This is a genomic window from Nocardiopsis sp. JB363, assembly GCF_900143625.1.
In the GTDB taxonomy this organism is placed as follows: Bacteria; Actinomycetota; Actinomycetes; order Streptosporangiales; family Streptosporangiaceae; genus Nocardiopsis.
This window is the reverse complement of the sequence record NZ_FRFF01000124.1, coordinates 1-17,632: the sequence shown is the minus strand read 5'-3', so window position 1 is coordinate 17,632 and position 17,632 is coordinate 1. Positions and strand designations below refer to the sequence as shown.

General features: G+C 68.2%; 14 protein-coding genes. 8 read left to right on the top strand and 6 right to left on the bottom strand.

Annotated elements, in window-relative coordinates; translation table 11 throughout:
- Positions 1 to 180 precede the first annotated feature (180 nt).
- The 7 genes from BQ8420_RS17940 to BQ8420_RS17910 all read left to right on the top strand — a co-directional run bounded on the left by BQ8420_RS17940 (position 181) and on the right by BQ8420_RS17910 (position 8,805).
- Positions 181 to 1,881: an ABC transporter substrate-binding protein gene (locus BQ8420_RS17940; RefSeq protein WP_087100285.1), complete on the top strand. Its 1,701-nt coding sequence runs from the start codon at positions 181 to 183 to the stop codon at positions 1,879 to 1,881.
- A gap of 113 nt (positions 1,882 to 1,994) precedes the next feature.
- The gene (locus BQ8420_RS17935; RefSeq protein WP_087100284.1) at positions 1,995 to 2,990 is read left to right on the top strand and encodes an ABC transporter permease; all 996 of its coding nucleotides are present in this window, start codon (positions 1,995 to 1,997) and stop codon (positions 2,988 to 2,990) included.
- Positions 2,987 to 3,898 (top strand): ABC transporter permease, encoded by a 912-nt coding sequence (locus BQ8420_RS17930; RefSeq protein ID WP_087100283.1) that lies wholly within the window; start codon positions 2,987 to 2,989, stop codon positions 3,896 to 3,898. The genes BQ8420_RS17935 and BQ8420_RS17930 overlap by 4 nt, the downstream gene beginning before the upstream one ends.
- A complete protein-coding gene (locus BQ8420_RS17925; protein ID WP_087100282.1) occupies positions 3,898 to 4,851 on the top strand; it encodes an ABC transporter ATP-binding protein in 954 nt (317 codons plus the stop codon). The genes BQ8420_RS17930 and BQ8420_RS17925 overlap by 1 nt, the downstream gene beginning before the upstream one ends.
- Positions 4,852 to 4,855: 4 nt before the next feature.
- Positions 4,856 to 5,767, top strand: coding sequence for an ABC transporter ATP-binding protein (locus BQ8420_RS17920; protein ID WP_087100281.1), 912 nt, complete (start codon positions 4,856 to 4,858; stop codon positions 5,765 to 5,767).
- A 45-nt stretch (positions 5,768 to 5,812) separates the two neighbouring features.
- Entirely contained in the window at positions 5,813 to 8,323 is a 2,511-nt protein-coding gene (locus BQ8420_RS17915; RefSeq protein ID WP_087100280.1) for a glycoside hydrolase family 2 protein, read from the top strand.
- 278 nt (positions 8,324 to 8,601) lie between these two features.
- On the top strand, positions 8,602 to 8,805 hold the full coding sequence (locus tag BQ8420_RS17910) for a cold-shock protein (RefSeq protein ID WP_067601566.1): 204 nt from the start codon (positions 8,602 to 8,604) through the stop codon (positions 8,803 to 8,805).
- A gap of 205 nt (positions 8,806 to 9,010) precedes the next feature.
- Here the strand turns inward: BQ8420_RS17910 and BQ8420_RS17905 are convergent, their stop codons facing one another.
- Positions 9,011 to 10,576, bottom strand: coding sequence for a glycerol-3-phosphate dehydrogenase/oxidase (locus BQ8420_RS17905; RefSeq protein ID WP_087100279.1), 1,566 nt, complete (start codon positions 10,574 to 10,576; stop codon positions 9,011 to 9,013).
- 424 nt (positions 10,577 to 11,000) lie between these two features.
- Here BQ8420_RS17905 and BQ8420_RS17900 point away from each other — a divergent pair, with 424 nt between their 5' ends.
- Positions 11,001 to 11,855, top strand: coding sequence for a helix-turn-helix transcriptional regulator (locus tag BQ8420_RS17900; RefSeq protein ID WP_087100278.1), 855 nt, complete (start codon positions 11,001 to 11,003; stop codon positions 11,853 to 11,855).
- 65 nt (positions 11,856 to 11,920) lie between these two features.
- Here the strand turns inward: BQ8420_RS17900 and BQ8420_RS17895 are convergent, their stop codons facing one another.
- From BQ8420_RS17895 to BQ8420_RS17875, 5 genes are all read right to left on the bottom strand, one after another.
- Positions 11,921 to 12,676 carry an MIP/aquaporin family protein gene (locus tag BQ8420_RS17895; RefSeq protein WP_087100277.1) on the bottom strand — a complete coding sequence of 252 codons (756 nt, stop codon included), beginning with the start codon at positions 12,674 to 12,676 and terminating at the stop codon, positions 11,921 to 11,923.
- Positions 12,677 to 12,916: 240 nt separating this feature from the next.
- The gene (gene glpK, locus BQ8420_RS17890; protein ID WP_087100276.1) at positions 12,917 to 14,413 is read right to left on the bottom strand and encodes a glycerol kinase GlpK; all 1,497 of its coding nucleotides are present in this window, start codon (positions 14,411 to 14,413) and stop codon (positions 12,917 to 12,919) included.
- Between the two features lie 291 nt (positions 14,414 to 14,704).
- Entirely contained in the window at positions 14,705 to 15,493 is a 789-nt protein-coding gene (locus BQ8420_RS17885) for an IclR family transcriptional regulator (RefSeq protein WP_087100275.1), read from the bottom strand.
- A 160-nt stretch (positions 15,494 to 15,653) separates the two neighbouring features.
- Positions 15,654 to 16,658 (bottom strand): low specificity L-threonine aldolase, encoded by a 1,005-nt coding sequence (locus BQ8420_RS17880; RefSeq protein WP_087100274.1) that lies wholly within the window; start codon positions 16,656 to 16,658, stop codon positions 15,654 to 15,656.
- A gap of 107 nt (positions 16,659 to 16,765) precedes the next feature.
- A complete protein-coding gene (locus BQ8420_RS17875) occupies positions 16,766 to 17,401 on the bottom strand; it encodes a DJ-1/PfpI family protein (protein WP_087100273.1) in 636 nt (211 codons plus the stop codon).
- Between the last annotated feature and the right edge of the window lie 231 nt (positions 17,402 to 17,632).

Here is a 17,632-nt window from a genome sequence, read left to right as displayed (position 1 = left end):
AAGCGGATAACACCGAAGTGACAGGGATTGACGGGCTTCGTCCGGGCATGCTGTTGTGGACCTCACTTACCCGGTTCAGTAACGGCCCTTCGCTCTCCCTACTGGGAGCGCTCCCAGCCTTCCTCTCAGGAATCGGCTTCCCCCCTGAAAAGGGCCGACCGGGTCGAAGGAGGAGTCGAGATGAAATCTCTGAGACTTCCCGCCGCCCTTGCGGCCGTGGCGCTCATCGCCACCGGTTGCTCGGACGAAGGCGGGTCGGCGGACGGTGGCAGCTATCCCCGGGAGGAGACCCTGTACACCACGGGTACCGCCTGGGGTCCGCCGACCAGCTGGAACCCCATGATGCGCGGCGGCTACGCCGTCGGAACGATCGGCATGGTCTACGAGTCGCTCTTCCACTACGACCCCGAGTCCGGGGAGTACGTCCCCTGGCTCGCCGAGGGCGACGAGTGGCCCGACGAGCAGACCCACGTCATCAACCTGCGCGAGGGCGTCACCTGGAACGACGGTGAGCCGCTGGTCGCCCAAGACGTCGTCACCACCCTCGAACTGGGCAAGGTGGAGGGCGTCCCCTACAGCACGGTCTGGGACTACGTCGAGTCCGTCGAGGCCACCGACGAGCAGACCGTCACGGTGAGCTTCTCCGAGCCCCGCGCTCAGGAGTGGATGAACTGGGCCTACTCCAACCCGATCGTCCCGGACCACATCTGGGCCGACATGGAGGAGACCCAGATCGCCGAGGGCGCCAACGAGGAGCCGGTCGGCACCGGACCCTACGGCTACGAGTCGCACGACGACGAGCGCATGATCTGGGAGCGCAACGACGACTGGTGGGGCATCGACGCGCTCGACCTCACCATGGACGCCCGCTACGTCGTCGACATCGTCAACGCCTCCAACGACGTCACCCTGGGCATGCTCACCCAGGGCGAGGTCGACGTGTCCAACAACTTCCTGCCCGGCATCGACCAGGTGTTGGAGAGCAACGAGCTGATCACCAGCTACTACGACGGTCCGCCCTACATGCGCAGCGCCAACACCGCGTGGTTGATCCCCAACCACGACGTCGCCCCGCTGGACGACGTGGACTTCCGTCAGGCGCTGGCCCACGCGATCGACATGGACAAGATCATCGACGGCCCCTACTCCAACCTGGTCGAGGCCGCCAGCCCCACCGGTCTGCTCCCCGAGTGGGACGACTACATCGACCACGAACTGGTCGAGGAGGAGGGCTACAGCCACGACAAGGACGAGTCCGTGGCCTTCCTGGAGGACGCCGGCTACCTGGACGAGGACGGTGACGGCTTCGTCGAGACCCCCGACGGTGAGCCCATCGCCCTGACCCTGCAGGTCCCCTCCGGCTGGACCGACTGGATGGAGGCCGCGCGCCTCATCGCCCAGGACGCCCAGGCGGTCGGCATCAACATCGAGGCCGAGTTCCCCGACCCCGACCTGGTGGACCAGAACCGCAACAGCGGCGAGTTCGACCTGGTCATCAACAACGCCCGGCAGCTGAGCAACACGCCGTGGACCTACTACGACTACCTCTTCCAGATGCCCGTCCGTGACGAGCAGACGACGGTGAACTTCCACCGTTACGAGAACGAGGAGGCGTGGGACCTCACCCAGCAGCTCGCCGCCGTCCCCGCGGACGACACCGAGGGCATGGCCGAGATGACCTCGCAGATCCAGGAGATCTACCTGGAGGAACTCCCCACCATCCCGCTTTGGTACAACGGCCAGTGGGCGCAGGTCAGCAACGCGAACTGGACCAACTGGCCCAGTGAGGACGGCGACCTGGCCACCCCCGCGGTCCTCTGGGACGGCTGGTACGAGATGGGCTTCATCGAGACCCTCGCGGCGATCGAACCCGCCGAGTAGGCCCCTGGGAGCGCTTCCGCCTTGGGAACGCTCCGTGAACCCGCCCCCGTCGCGGTGCCCCGGCACCCCGACGGGGGTACTCGACCGCCCATCGCCATCACCAGGAGGAACGTGTGTGGCGCTACATCGGACGTAAGTCCTTCGTCTACCTGCTGACGTTCATCGTCGCGGTCACCATCAACTGGATGATCCCCCGCTTCATGCCCGGCGACCCCGTCCGGAGCATGCTCACCCGCGCGGCGATCGACGACCCCGACGCGCTCGCCCGCATGACCGATTACTACAACGAGGTCTTCGGCCTCGACAAGCCCCTGTACGAGCAGTACTTCGCCTTCTGGGCCGGACTCTTCCGGGGTGACCTCGGCGTCAGCGTGATGCTGTACCCGCAGGAGGTCACCGACATCATCCTGCGCGCGGTGCCCTACACGCTCGCGCTGCTGCTCCCCGCCATCCTCCTCAGCTGGATCATCGGCAACCGCTTCGGGGCCTTCGCCGCCCGTAGCAAGATCCTGGACAACACGCTCCTGCCGGTCGGTTACATCCTGACCGCGACCCCGTACATGTGGCTCGCGCTGCTGCTCGCCTGGAGCCTGGGCATCGTCGCCGGGGTCTTCCCCACCTCCGGCGGCTACAGCTTCTCCCTGCGCCCGGAGTTCAGCTGGCTGTTCATCTCCAGCCTGATCACCCACTGGGTGCTGCCGTTCCTGTCCATGTTCATCGTGGCGCTGGGCGGCTGGGCCATCGGTATGCGCAACCTCATCATCTACGAGCTGGAAGCGGACTACTCCAACTACCTCAAGTCCCTGGGCGCGCCCCGGAAACTGATCCGCCGCTACGCGTTCCGCAACGCGATGCTCCCGCAGATCACCGGTCTGGCCGTGCAGCTGGGCACGGTCATCGCCGGTGCCCTGCTCACCGAGATCGTCTTCAACTACCCCGGCCTCGGCAGCCTGATCCTCGATTCCCTGAACAGCCGCGACTTCTTCCTGCTCCAGGGGGTCTTCCTGTTCGTGGTCGTGGGCGTGCTGATCGCCAACTTCATCATCGACATCATCTACGTCCTGGTCGACCCGCGTACGCGCGTGCAGATGACGGGAGGCGCGTCATGACCAACGTTTCCGGAGCGCCGGGGGCGGCCGATTCCGGCACCGCTCCCGAACCGGTCGCCGAGCGCAAGGTCTCCGAGACCCTGCACTTCGCCCGGCGCAACCCCAAGCTCCTCATCGGGCTGAGCATCGTGCTCGGCTTCCTGGTACTCGGCCTCGTCGGGCCCCTGTTCATCGACCACGACCCCAACGAGTACGTCGGTCCGCAGACGCAGTCGCCCAACGGCGAGTACTGGTTCGGCACCACCACGTTCGGTCAGGACGTGTGGGCCCAGTTCGTCTACGGCGTGCGTTCGACCTTCATCATCGGCTTCCTCGGCGGTGGCATCGCCTTCATCCTGGGCACCACGGTCGGATTCGTCGCCGGGTACAAGGGCGGGATCATCGACGAGATCCTCAACATGATCACCAACGTCGTGCTGGTGCTGCCCGCCCTGGTCGTGCTGATCGTGGCCGTGGCCTACCTGGACGTCAAGGGTCTCTTCGTGCAGGGCCTGTTCATCGGCCTGACCTCCTGGCCCTGGGCCGCGCGAGCGGTCCGCTCCCAGGCCCTGACCCTGGCCAACCGCGACTACGTGGACCTGGCCCGGCTCAGCGGACGGCGCACCTGGCGGATCATCACCTCCGAGATGGCGCCCAACATGAGCTCCTACCTGGTGATGTCGTTCATCCTCATGTTCGGTGGGGCCGTCCTCATCGCCGCCGGACTCGACTTCATCGGCCTGGGCCCCTCCAACGGGGTCTCCCTCGGCATGATGCTGGAGAGCGCCATGCAGTGGAGCGCCCTACAGCTCGGCATGTGGTGGTGGTTCCTCCCGCCGGGTGCCGGGATCACCGCGATCGTCGGTTCGATGTACATCCTCAACGTCGGGTTGGACGAGGTCTTCAACCCCAAGCTGCGGGAGCTGTGATGACACTCCGCGTCAACGACCTGAAGGTCTACTACCAAACCCTGCGCGGGGACGTCCACGCCCTCGACGGGGTGAGCTTCGACCTCGCCGACGGGGAGATCATGGGCCTGGCCGGTGAGTCCGGCTGTGGCAAGACCACCCTCGGCAAGAGCCTGATCCGGCTGGACAACCGGATGCGGCACATCGACGGCACCGTCGAGCTGGACGGCGAGAAGCTGCCCATCTCCGACGACGACGCCATGAACCGCTACCGGTACCACGAGATCTCGCTCATCCCGCAGTACGCGATGAGCGCCCTCAACCCCACCCGCAAGATCGGGCGGATGATCAACGAACTCCTGAAGGCCCGAGGGGTGAAGCCGGCCACGATCGCCGACGAGCTGCGTCGCCGCCTCGAACTGGTGGGTCTGGACCCCGAGGTCCTCGACCGGTTCCCCATCGAGCTGTCCGGCGGCATGAAGCAGCGCGTGGTCATGGTGATGTCCACCCTGCTCGACCCGTCCCTGCTCATCGCCGACGAGGCCACCTCGGCCCTGGACGTGTCCACCCAGCGTTCGGTGGTGGAGTCCATGGTGGAGTTCCGTGACCGGGGCTTCATCAAGAGCATGATCTTCGTGACCCACGACATCTCGCTCGTCTACCAGATGGCCGACACGGTCATGGTGATGTACGCGGGACGGGTCGCGGAGAAGGCTCCGGCCGCCACGATCATCAACGACCCGCAGCACCCGTACACCAAGATGCTCATCGGCGCCCTGCCGGAGGTGGGTTCCACCACCGACGAGGGCCGTTTGGAGGGCATCCCGGGCACCCCGCCCGGCCTGCTCAATCCGCCCACCGGCTGTCGGTTCAAGGCCCGGTGCCCCATCGCCTCGGAGGAGTGCTCCGAGACCCCGCCGCTGGTGGAGATCGAACCCGGCCACTGGGCCGCCTGCTGGAAGACGGGGAGGTAGCGCCGTGCTGGAACTGAGCCATGTGCACAAGGTGTACCGGGTGGGCGCGTTCGGCGGCGCCAAGCTGCGCGCGGTGCGCGACGTGAACCTGGTGGTGGAACCGGGTGAGGTGGTGTCGCTGATCGGTGAGTCCGGCAGCGGCAAGAGCACCATCGGCAAGATGGTGCTCGGCCTCACCAAGCCCAGCCAGGGCAGCATCACCTTCGAGGGCAAGGACGTCACGAGCCTGCGGGGGTTCGGTGAGAAGAAGGAGTACTACCGCTACGTGCAGGGCGTCTTCCAGGACCCCTTCAGCTCCTTCAACCCCATCTTCAAGGCCGACCGGGTCTTCGAGCTGATCCGTTCCTCCTACTTCCCGGGCGTCGCCGACGCCGACTGGCGGAAGAAGGTCCTGGACGTCATGGACACGGTCCGCCTGGACCCCGACAACGTCCTGAACAAGTACCCGCACCAGCTCAGCGGCGGGCAGTTGCAGCGACTGCTCATCGCGCGGGCACTGTTGTTGGACATCCGTCTGCTGGTGGCCGACGAGATCATCAGCATGCTGGACGCCTCGACCCGGATCGACGTGCTCAACCTGCTGGCCGACCTCAAGGAACGCGGCCTGGGGATCCTCTTCGTCACCCACGACCTGTCGCTCGGCAACTACGTCAGCGACCGGTCGGTGATCCTGCACAAGGGCGCCATCGCCGAGATGGGTCCGACGAAGCGGGTGTTCGACAACCCGCTGCACCCCTACAGCCGGCACCTGCTCTCGTGCGTGCCCCAGCTGCACCGCACCTGGGCCGAGGTGGACGCCGAACTGGCCGCCGACCCGCCCGAGGACGTCGAACTGCCCGTGGTCGCCGAAGGCGACGACTCCGCCCCGCTGGTGGAGGCGGAACAGGGGCACTTCGTCGGGATCGATCAGAGCTGACCCTCCCCTCGGGGATGGCGGCACACAGAGGGAAGAGGAGCACGCATGACCGCGTGGTTCGACCTGCACGACGGCTGGACGCTGGCCGCGACGCCCCATGAGGGCGCGCTCGCCGAACCGGCCGCCGCGCTCCACGGGGCCGGGGGGCTCACCGCGACCGTGCCGGGCTGTGTCCACACTGACCTGCTCGACCACGGCCTGATCGAGGACCCCTACCTCGATGACAACGAGACCCGTCTGGGTTGGATCGGCCGCACCGACTGGAACTACACCCGATCCCTGTCGGCCGAGGTCGACGCCCTGGCCGGCGGTACGCCGACCGAACGCGTCGACCTGGTGTGCGAGGGGTTGGACACCTTCGCCACCGTCCTGGTCGGCGACCGCGAGGTGGGGCGCACCGCGAACATGCACCGGTCGTACCGGTTCGACGTCACCGAGGCGCTGGGCGAGGCCGGGGCACGCCCCGACCTGGAGGTGCGTTTCGACGCCCCCTACCGACGAGCCGAGGCCGAACGTGACCGGCTCGGCCCGGTGCCCGCCGCCTACGACGAGCCCTACCAGTACGTCCGCAAGATGGCCTGCAACTTCGGCTGGGACTGGGGGCCGACCGTGGTCACCTCCGGAATCTGGCGGCCGATCCGTCTGCACGCCTGGTCGACGGCGCGTCTGGCGTCGGTGCGGCCGCTGGTATCGGTCTCCGGGGACGGCTCCCGAGGGTGGGTCTCCCTGCGACTGAGCGTGGAGCGCACCGACCCGGGACGCGACACCGAGCTGACGGTGACCGCGTCGGTCGCCGGGGTGGCCGGTACCGTCACGGTCCCGGCGGGGGAGGACGAGGTCGCCCTCGACCTGGAGGTGAACGACCCCGAGCTGTGGTGGCCGCGTGGCCACGGCGGCCAACCCCTGTACGACCTGTCGGTGGAGCTGTCCGCGCCCGGTGTCGTCCTGGACACCTGGGAACGCCGGATCGGGTTCCGCAACGTGGCGCTGCACAGCGCCCCCGACGAGCACGGGGCGGCCTTCGCCGTCCGTGTCAACGGTCGCGACATCCTGGTCAGGGGCGCCAACTGGATCCCCGACGACACCTTCCCCTCGCGGGTGGACCGGGATCGCTACGCGGAGGCGATCGATCAGGCCTGCGCGGCCGGGATGAACCTGCTGCGCGTGTGGGGCGGCGGGATCTACGAGGCCGACGACTTCTACGACGTGTGCTCCGAGCGCGGCGTCCTGGTCTGGCAGGACTTCCTGTTCGCCTGCGCCGCCTACCCGGAGGACGAACCCCTGTGGTCGGAGGTGGAGGCGGAGGCCCGAGACGCGGTCGTCCGTCTCGCCCCGCACGCCTCGCTCGCGGTGTGGTGCGGAAACAACGAGAACATCTGGGGCCACGAGGACTGGGGCTGGAAGGAGAAGTTGGCGGGGCGGTCCTGGGGGGCCGGGTACTACCTGGACCTGTTGCCTCGGGTGGTGGCCGAACTCGATCCCACCCGCCCCTATTGGCCGGGCAGCCCGTACTCCGAAGGCGAGGGTGTGCACCCCAACGACCCCGCCCACGGCACCATGCACCTGTGGGACGTGTGGAACGAACTGGACTACACGGTGTACCGGGACCGCAGGCCGCGGTTCGCCGCCGAGTTCGGCTACCAGGCGCCGGCCAACCACGCCACCCTGCGCGACGCGGTGTCGGACGAGCCGCTCACCCCCACCTCGCCGGGTGTGCTGCACCACCAGAAGGCGATCGACGGCAACGGCAAGCTCGCTCGCGGGCTCGCTCTGCACTTCGGCGACCGTGAGTGGTCCTACGACGACTGGCACTACCTCACCCAGGTGAACCAGGCCAGGGCGCTGACCGTGGGCATTGAGCACTTCCGTTCCACCTGGCCGTACTGCACCGGCACGGTGGTCTGGCAGATCAACGACTGTTGGCCGGTCACCTCTTGGGCGGCCGTCGACGGCGCGGGCAGGCGCAAACCCCTGTGGTACGCGTTGCGTCGCGTGTACGCCGACCGGGTCGTCACGGTCCAACCCGTCGACGACGGGCTGACCGTGGTGTTGGGCAACGACACCGACACCGAGTGGGTGACGGAGGTGGCGATGACGCGTCGTGACATCGCCACGGGGTCGGAACTGGCGGCCTCCTCGCATCCGGTGCGGGTCGCGCCGCGTGGCGCGCTGCGGGTCCCGGTGCCCGCGGAGGTGTCCCGGACCGACGACGCGGGCGGTGAGGTGATCACCGTCGACGGGGCGGGGGAGCGCGCGTGGTGGTTCTTCGCCCGTGATCGCGACATCGCCTACAGTAAACCGGAATTCGAAGTGAAAACCCGGGTCATTGGTTCCGATTTGCGGGTGAAGGTACGGGCCGGAGTGCTGTTGCGGGACCTGGTCCTGAACATCGACCGGATCGCCCCGGACGCCGTGGTGGACAGCGCCTTGGTGACCTTGTTGCCGGGGGAGGAGCACACGTTCACCGTTCGTGGCGGCGCCGACCTGGACCCGGAGAAGGTCACGGCACCACCGGTCCTGAGGTGCGTCAACGATGCGTTGGCAACCAGTTCGTGATCGATGTGTGACGCTCCGGTGACTGCCGCCTGAGTCGCACGAGTGCCCCCACGCGGCCCGCCGGTATTCCTCGGCGGGCCGTGTGTGTTGCCACACTCGAAACTCTCGCGTTCGGGTCCGACTGTGGTAAGTTCAAGGTGATTGTTAGTCGTTGAATTTCGCAGTTGGTTTCTTGCCCGCGGAGTTTGTGACCGGCGGGCGGTTTCTGATGGAGTCGGCTCGCGGCAATTATCGGGCGTGAGTATGCGTCCGTGTTACACCGAGCTGAAGGAGAGAACATGGCTCAGGGAACTGTGAAGTGGTTCAACGGCGAGAAGGGCTTCGGCTTCATCTCCCCCGACGGCGGCGGCCCCGACGCCTTCGTTCACTACAGCGCCATCCAGGGTTCGGGCTTCCGTAACCTGGAGGAGAACCAGCGCGTGGAGTTCGAGATCGTCGAGGGCACTCGTGGCCCGCAGGCCGAGAACGTCGTCGCCATCTAACGATCGCACAGACGTAGCGTCGTCGCCCCTCTTAACCGGGGCGTGAACGTCGCCGAACACCCCCGGACGGGTCCGCCCGCCCGGGGGTGTTTTTTGTGTCCGGACCTTCCGAACGCACGGCGTCGGAGGGCTGGAAGAGCCGGAGGACACGAACGCCCCGACCGTGGGGAAGACGGTCGGGGCGTTCGACGATTCGAGGAGGGGATCAGCCGGCCAGGATGCGCTCCGTGCGCTCGCGCACCTCGGGGGTGTCCAGACCGCGCACGGTCACCGTGGTGCGGCGACGCAGCGCGTCGTCGACGGTCACCGCCCACTCGTGATCGCGGGCGTAGACCACCTGCGCCCAAACGTCCGGGCCGTCCGGGTGGATGCGCTCGCCCAACTCCGGCTCGTCGCGCACCATCGCCGCGAGGTCCATGGCCAGGCTCCCGTAGTGGGTGGCCAGGTGCCGGGCGACGATCGGGTCCACGCGCGCACCCGGCTCACGGTCGATGATGAGCCGCTGGGTGACCGCGTCGGGGCTGGCCAAGCCGGGCAGCGGAACCGTCCGCAGCGGGTCGGCCATGTCCTCGCCCACCGGCACGGACGACACCTTGCGCAGTGCCTCCAGCACGGTCCGGCCGATGTGCCGGTAGGTGGTCCACTTGCCGCCGGCCACCGACAGCATCCCGCCGCGCCCTTGGGAGACCACGGTCTCCCGCTTGGCGGAACTAGTGTCGCCGGGGCCTCCCGGCAGCACACGCAGACCAGCGAACGAGTACGTCATCCGCTCACGGTCCAGGTAGGAGGAATCGATGCCCATCGACGCCTCGCTCAGGATCTGGTCCACGTCGGTGGGAACCACCCCCACGTCGGCCGGGTCGCCCTCGTAGGCCTCGTCCGTGGTCCCGAGCAGCAGGTGGCCCTCCCACGGGACCGCGAAGGACACCCGGTACTTGTCCACCGGGATGGTGAGCGCCGCGTGCCACGGGTCCGGGGTGTTCAGTACCAGGTGTGCGCCCTTGGACAGACGCACACTGGGCGCCGCGTCGGGGTTCTCCATGCGCCGCAGGTGGTCCACCCACGGACCGGTGGCGTTGAGTACCAGCCGCGCGTCCACGCCGAACTCTTCGCCGGCGACCCGGTCGCGCAGGTCGGCGCCGCTGACCCGTCCGTTCGTGGTCCGCAGCCCCAACACCTCGGCGTGGTTGAGCACCACGGCCCCGGCGTCCACGGCCGCGCGCACGGTCATGACGGCCATGCGGCTGTCGTTCATCTGGTGGTCGCTGTAGGCGGCCACCGACTTGAGGCCGTCGGTGCGCAGACCCGGGGCCAGGCGCTTGGCCTGCTTGGGGGAGAGCAACCGGCCCATGCCGTCGCCGAAGGCCGACAGCGCCGAGTACAGGAACACGCCCGCGCCCATCTTCGCGGCGCTGTGCGGGCCGTCGGAGTAGATGGGCACCAGGAAGGGGCGGTGGTTGACCAGGTGCGGGGCGACGTCGGAGGCCAGTGAGCGCCGCTCACGGTGGTTCTCGGCGACCAGGCGCACGTTGCCGGTCTGGAGGTAGCGCAGCCCGCCGTGCACGAGCTTGGAGGAGGCGCTGGAGGTGGCGCCGGCGAAGTCACCGGCGTCGACCATGGCCACGCGCAGTCCGGCCTGGGTGGCGGTCCAGGCCACGGAGGTGCCCAGGATGCCGCCGCCGATGACCAGGAGGTCGAAGGTGCCGCGGGTGAGCTCCTCGCGGGTGCGGGCCCGGAATGCGGGTGTGGCGCGGTGGGTGTCGGCCTTCATGGCTGGTGCTCCGTCCGTTGGGGAGGGGTGGCTGGTGCACGTACCTGAACGGACTCCGCGTTTCAGGCTGGTGTCGACTGCATAATACGACAATGCCGAACGATGCCCGGGGTTGACCACCCCTTGAGGCGGATTTATCGGCTTCGGCAGAGGTGGGGAGTGTGGGGCCAGTGGCTGATGTGACACGCGGGAGTGGGGGCGTCGCCAGTGGTGCACGGTATGCGACATTGTCGCACACTGTGTGCTCGTCATCGGGTCTGTGCGGCGCGGGTGCCTCGTGTGCGAGTTGACCGCGGAGTGCCCGAGGGTCGAAGTCTGGAATCCAGCCTCTGGGAAGGGGGCATCCCGGTTTTGGGAACGGAATCACGACCTGGATTCCGGGTTCCTCGAATTGCCCTACTGCGCGGGCGTTCCCGGTTCTACGATGAGCCCCATCATGGCCACTAGGTACTCTCCCACCATCCGGCGTCGCCGCCTGTCCGCCGAACTCCGCCGGGTTCGGCTCGCCGCACGCAAGACCGGCGAAGAGGTCGCCGCCGACGCCGGTCTGTCCAAGTCCACCTACTCCAACATCGAGTCGGGGGTGAAGAAGAGGCCCACGGTCGCGGAGGTCAAAGCGGTTCTGGAAGCCTGTGAGGTCCGCCCCGGGCGGGAGTTCGACGAGATCCTCGACCTGTGCCGCCAGTCCTTGGAACGCGGCTGGTGGACCCGCTACCGCGACGTCCTCGCCGCACGCTTCGTCGGCTTCGAGACCGAGGCCGCTGCCATCACCACCTGGCAGCCCACCATGATCCCCGGGCTCCTCCAGGTGCCCGAGTACATGAAGGTCAACGCCCAGGCCTGCCTGGCCGGCCCCCAGGAGATCAGACGGGCCATCGACGCCCGCATGACCCGTCAACGCATCCTGGAGGACCAGGACCCTCCCGAGCTGTGGGCGATCTTCGACGAGGGTTCCCTCCTGCGCTTGAAGGACCATCCGGAGACCAAGCGCGTCCAGGTCAAACACCTCCTGGAGATGGCGCAGCGCCCCAACGTCACCGTGCAGCTGACCCGGGCGGACCGGCTCAACCCCGGAAGCGGCGGCTCGTGCGTGGTGTTGGAGTTCCCCGACCCCATCGACCCCACCGTCGTCTTCCTGGAGACCACCACCGACGGCATCTACCTGGAGGAACCGGACGAGGTGACCCGCTACCAGAACCTGGTGGACCACCTTCGCCTGGTGGCCCTTCGCCCGTCGGAGACCCTGGACTACCTCCAGGACGTGCACCTGGACTCGTGAAGGCGGGGGCGCCCGACCGAGGTCGGACGCCCCCGTGGAGTCCCATGCGGGGTTCTCGGTGGGGATCAGCCGCCGAAGCCGGTCAACTTCCAGATCCAGGAGCCGATCACGGCACCGATGATGGGGCCGAGGATCGGGACCCAGGCGTAACCCCAGTCCGAGGAGCCCTTGCCCGGGATGGGCAGCAGGGCGTGCGCGATACGCGGGCCCAGGTCACGAGCCGGGTTGATGGCGTATCCGGTGGGACCACCGAGGGACATACCGATCGCGAACACCAACAGACCCACCATCAGCGGGGCCAGACCGTTGGCGAACAGGTCGGACAGCTGGACACCACCGGTCTCGGCCGACACGGCGTCGGCGTTGGCGCCGATGCCGAGGATGCCCAGGAGCAGCAGCGCGGTGCCGATGATCTCCGTGACCAGGTTGAGGAGCGGCTTGCGCACCGCCGGAGCGGTGGCGAAGACGCCCAGCTTGGCGTCCGGGTCCTCGGTGTGCTCCCAGTGCGGGAGGTAGGCCAGGTACACCAGGACGGCACCGACGAAGGCGCCCGCGATCTGGGCGGCGAGGTAACCGGGCACCAGCGCCCAGTCGAAGTCGCCGATGCTGGCCATGCCCAGCGTGACCGCCGGGTTGATGTGGGCGCCGCTGGTGGTGCCGACGACGTAGATGGCCATCGTGACCGCCATGCCCCAGCCGAACGTCACGACGATCCAGCCCGCGTTGAGGGCCTTGGATCGGGCTAGGGAGACACCCGCGACGACACCACAGCCGAGCAGGGTGAGGATCGCGGTTCCGATGAATTCTGCGAGATAGACCATGGGGATCTCCGCCCCCTTGGTGGGGGCAGCCGGGTCACGGGTGTCACCTGGCCGGTGTGGCGCGAACCGCAGCGGATTCGCGCCGACACGGGCATAATCGGACACACCCGTCACATGTGAATGGGGAGTGGACACCTGGCCGGTGTCCCGGATCCGTGCCCCAAGGGTTCCAGTTCGCTCTGTCCCCTTGGGGCACGGTCATACGTGTGGTGCGAGGCGGTGGGCGTCCGCCCCTACGCTTCAGGCGTTCTCGTGCTCGACCCAGCCCAGGGTGCGCTCCACGGCCTTGTTCCAGTTGTGGTACTCGCGCTCACGGGCCGACGAATCCATCTTCGGGTTCCATTCGGCGGCCTTGTGCCAGTTGGCGCGCAGCGTCTCGATGTCGGGCCAGTAGCCCACGGCCAGACCGGCCGCGTAGGCGGCGCCCAGACACGTGGTCTCGGCGACCATCGGGCGCACCACCTCGGCGTCGAGCACGTCGGACAGGATCTGCATGAGCAGGTTGTCCGCGGTCATGCCGCCGTCGACCTTCAGGGTGGTCAGGTCGATCTGCGAGTCGGCGTTCATGGCGTCGACGACCTCGCGGGTCTGCCAGGCGGAGGCCTCCAGGACGGCGCGCGCGATGTGGCCCTTGTTCACGTAACCGGTCAGGCCGGCGATGACGCCGCGGGCATCGCTGCGCCAGTGCGGGGCGAACAGGCCGGAGAAGGCCGGAACGATGTAGCAGCCGCCGTTGTCGTCCACGGTGCGGGCCAGGGTCTCGATCTCCGGGGCGGAGGAGATCAGACCGAGGCTGTCGCGCAGCCACTGCACCAGGGAGCCGGTGACCGCGATGGAGCCCTCCAGCGCGTACACCGCCGGGGCGTCCCCGATCTTGTAGCCGAGGGTGGTGAGCAGCCCGTTCTCGGACTTGATGGGCTCGGTGCCGGTGTTCATGACCAGGAACGTGCCGGTGCCGTAGGTGCCCTTGACGTCGCCCGGGTCGAAGCAGGTCTGACCGAACAGCGCGGCGTGCTGGTCGCCCAGCGCGCCGGCGACCGGGGTGCCGGCCAGGTAGCCGGTGGACTCGCCGTAGATCTCGGAGGAGGAGCGGATCTCCGGCAGCAGGCTTGCCGGGATGTCCATGGCCGCCAGGATCTCGTCGTCCCAGGCCAGGGTCTCCAAGTTCATCAGCATGGTGCGGCTGGCGTTGGTGACGTCGGTGACGTGCTTACCGGTCAGCTTCCAGATCAGCCAGGTGTCCATGGTGCCGAACAGCAGCTCACCGCGGTCGGCGCGCTCGCGGACACCCTCGACGTTGTCGAGCAGCCAGCGGATCTTGGGGCCGGAGAAGTAGGTGGCCAGCGGCAGACCGCACTTGGGGCGGAAACGGTCCTGGCCCTCGTCGCCGGCGAGCTCGCGCGCGATCTCGTCGGTGCGGGTGTCCTGCCAGACGATCGCGTTGTAGACCGGCTCACCGGTCTCCTTGTCCCACAGCAGCGTGGTCTCGCGCTGGTTGGTGATGCCGATGGCGGAGATCTGGTCCGGGGTGATGTCGCTCTTTTCCAGCGACTTCTGGACGACGGCCTCGACGTTGGTCCAGATTTCCAGGGCGTCGTGCTCCACCCAGCCCGGCTTGGGGAAGATCTGGCGGTGCTCGCGTTGGTCGACCGAGACGATGCGCCCGTCCTGGTCGAAGAGGATGCAGCGGCTCGACGTGGTGCCCTGGTCGATCGCGGCGATGTACTGCTGACTCATCGGTCTCGCCTTCAGGTGGACGTGGATGGGGACGGGGGGTGGGAACTTGTGTTAAAACGGCCATTCCCGCATGGCGTACGACAATGACGTATGATTACGCGTTAGTTTCGACTGTCCTTCCTTCCCATGTCAAGGGCGCGTGACGCAATCGTGTCGCGTGAGTCACACGGGCTCGACCCCACCATCTCAGGGGAGACGGGCACAAGAAGGTCACCACTCCGGAAAACGTGGCGAGTGGTGGTCGTGCGGCGAGGAGCCTCGGGCAGGCCTCGGGCGGGCCCTGGCCGGGTCTCAGTACGGGGTGACGCCGAGATCGCGGGAGACCGCGCGCGCCGCGTCACGTACGTAGGAAACCTGCTCCATGTCGGGCTTACCGGCCTCGTCGCGCAGGCGCTCCACCGCACCGCGCACCCCGATCGCGCCGACGGTCACCCCCCGTCGATCCCGGATGGGCGCGGCTATGGAGACCTCGCCGTCGACGAGTTCCTCCACCTCCCAGCCCCAACCCTGCTCGCGGATCTCGTCGAGCCCGGCCTCCAGATCGGCCATGGAGGTGACCGTGTGCCGGGTGAAGGCGGTGAGCTCCACGGGGGAGTCGATCTCCACCGCCGCCACCTCCTCCGGCGCCGCCAAGGGGTCGAAGGCCATCAGGACCTTGCCCAGGGCCGTGGCGTGCAACGGCAGCAACGTGCCCACGTCCAGGGTCTGGTGTGAGGCGTCGGGGCGGAAGACGTGGTGCACCACCAGCACCTGGTGCTTGTGCAGGGTGCCGATGCGCACGCTCTCCCCGCTCCGGGAAGCCAGGGTGTCCGCCCAGTTCAGAGCCCGGGTGCGCAGTTCGTTGCCGTCCAGGTAACGGGTGCCCAGGCTGAGCATGCCCCCGCCGAGGCGATAACGACTCGACTCGGGGTCCTGTTCGACGAACCCCACGTGTTGCAGGGTGCGCAGGATGCCCAGGGCCGTGCCCTTGGGCAGTTCGAGGGAACGGGAGATCTCCGCCAGGCTCAGTCCCCGGGCGCCACTGGCCAAGAGCCGAAGGATCGCGGCGGCGCGTTCGATGGACTGGATTCTTCCCGGCATTGCGGTGCTACCACTCTCTAGTACGACAATGTCATACGCTAGATGCTACTACGCGATGTGACGCTCGACACCTGCCGGCCCCCGGGTCCACGGCGGAGTCGGCCAAGTGTACCGATGCCCCACCCCGCTGACCTGCGGCCGGGCCCGATCAGAGCTCGGTTCAGAGTTCGGTGACGGCCCGCGCGACCGCCTTCGCCGCGTCCTCGACGTCGCTGTCGGTGACCTCCAGGCTCAGGACCATCCGGATGCGATCACCACCGCCCGTCGCGAGCACCCCCTGCGCGGCGAACGCCTCCACGTACCGGACGGCCGCACCCTCGGGGGTGGCCACCAACACCATGTTGGTCCGCGCCACCGCGTCCAGGCCCGACAGTTCGTTCAACAGCTCGGCGAGGCGAGCGGCCCGCACGTGATCCTCCACCATGCGCTCGCGGTGGTGGCGCAACGCGTAGAGGGCGCCCGCCGCGATGATGCCCGCCTGGCGCATGCCACCGCCCAGCAGCTTCCGGCCGCGCCGCGCCCGACGGATCGTGTCCGCGTCGCCGGCCACCGCCGAACCCACCGGGGCGCCCAGACCCTTGGAGAAGCACACCGATACCGAGTCGAAGCCCTCGGCGACCACGGCCGGCTCCACCTCCAGATGGGCGGCGGCGTTCCACAACCGGGCCCCGTCCAGGTGCGCCCTCAGACCGTGGGCGTGCGCGAAGTCGATCACGCGCCGCTGCTCGGCCAACGGGACGACCCGACCGGAGAAGGTGTTCTCCAGCCACAACAGGGCGGGGTCCGCGCGGTGCACGTCGCCCAGACCGGTGATCCACCCGTCGAGGAGTTCCTGCGCGGGGAACGGGTCACCCGAGTACAACCTCGGCAGGATCCGGGACAACACGACCGCGGCGCCCTGTTCGTCGCCGATGAGGTGGTGGTTCTCGTGCGCCCACACCTCCTCGCCGCTGCGGGTCGCCACCCACAGACCCAGCTGGTTGGCCATATGGCCGGAGGTGACGTAGAGGGCGGCCTCCTTACCGAGCAGGGCGGCCGTCTCCTCCTCCAGTTCGCGGACGGTGGGGTCCTCGCCCCACACGTCGTCGCCGACCTCCGCCTCGGCCATCGCCCGGCGCATCTCCTTGGTGGGGCGGGTGAAGGTGTCCGAGCGCAGGTCGATCATGAGGGTCCCCCGGGGTGGGTGAGGTGTGCGCGGCGACGCGGCTGAGGTGGGTGTGGCCATGACGATACTGGGCACCCCGTCGCGGTGGCCTACCCGCCCGGTGTGGGTCAGCCCTCATCCGCCAGGGACAAGGAGACATCGCCCTCGTGCAGGGCGTAGCGGCGATACCAGGAGTCCAGGGTCCGGGGGCCGGGGCCGTCCAGCCGGGCCAGGACCTCGCGGGCGAACTCGACCGGGGCCGTCGCGGTGGCGGTGACCAGGTCACCGTCGGTGACGGCCAGCCGGGCCAGGTAGCGGTGCCCGCCCGCGTAGCCGGTGGTCGTCACCAGGTCCTCCCGGTGGACCCCGGTGTGGTCCCGGTAGTCCAGGAGGCCTTCGCGGGCGAGCCCGACCGTGGCCGATCCGATCGCCCCGACCGGAACCCCGGCGTCCAAAAAGATGCCGGCGGCGGAGGCCAGGGGGGCCATGACATCGGGGGAGTGGTCCCATGCTTCCGAGCCGGGCAGCATCAGCATCGCGCTCGCCGACGGGATGAGCTGTGGCAACGCGATGTCGGGGAGGAGCGTGAGGCCACCGGCGGTGGTCACCGGCGCTCCGGTCAGGCTCACGGTGACGATTTCGCGGCTTCCGAGCCCGAGCGGACCCAACCCCGATCGCACGTGCGCGACCGCGTGGCCGTATTGCCAGTCGGCCATCTGGTCGTAAACAGCGAGGTGGAGGGAGGTGCGGAGCTCTGCGTTCATGGCAAGAGGTTGATGTCTCGGCGGGCGGGGTGTCAATTTACGGAAACGAGGGTTCCGGTGGTGAGTGTGCTCGGCTTCGGTTTTATTCGTGAGTGCGGTGAAAATACCGGTCTGGTGGTTCGGGTGGGAACTTGTCCAGATGACGGAGGGTGATGGGTGGGGGCGGTGATCGACGGCATGGGAAACGCCCGGCCGTGAGCGCGGGGGGAGCGGACACGACCGGGCGTGGGG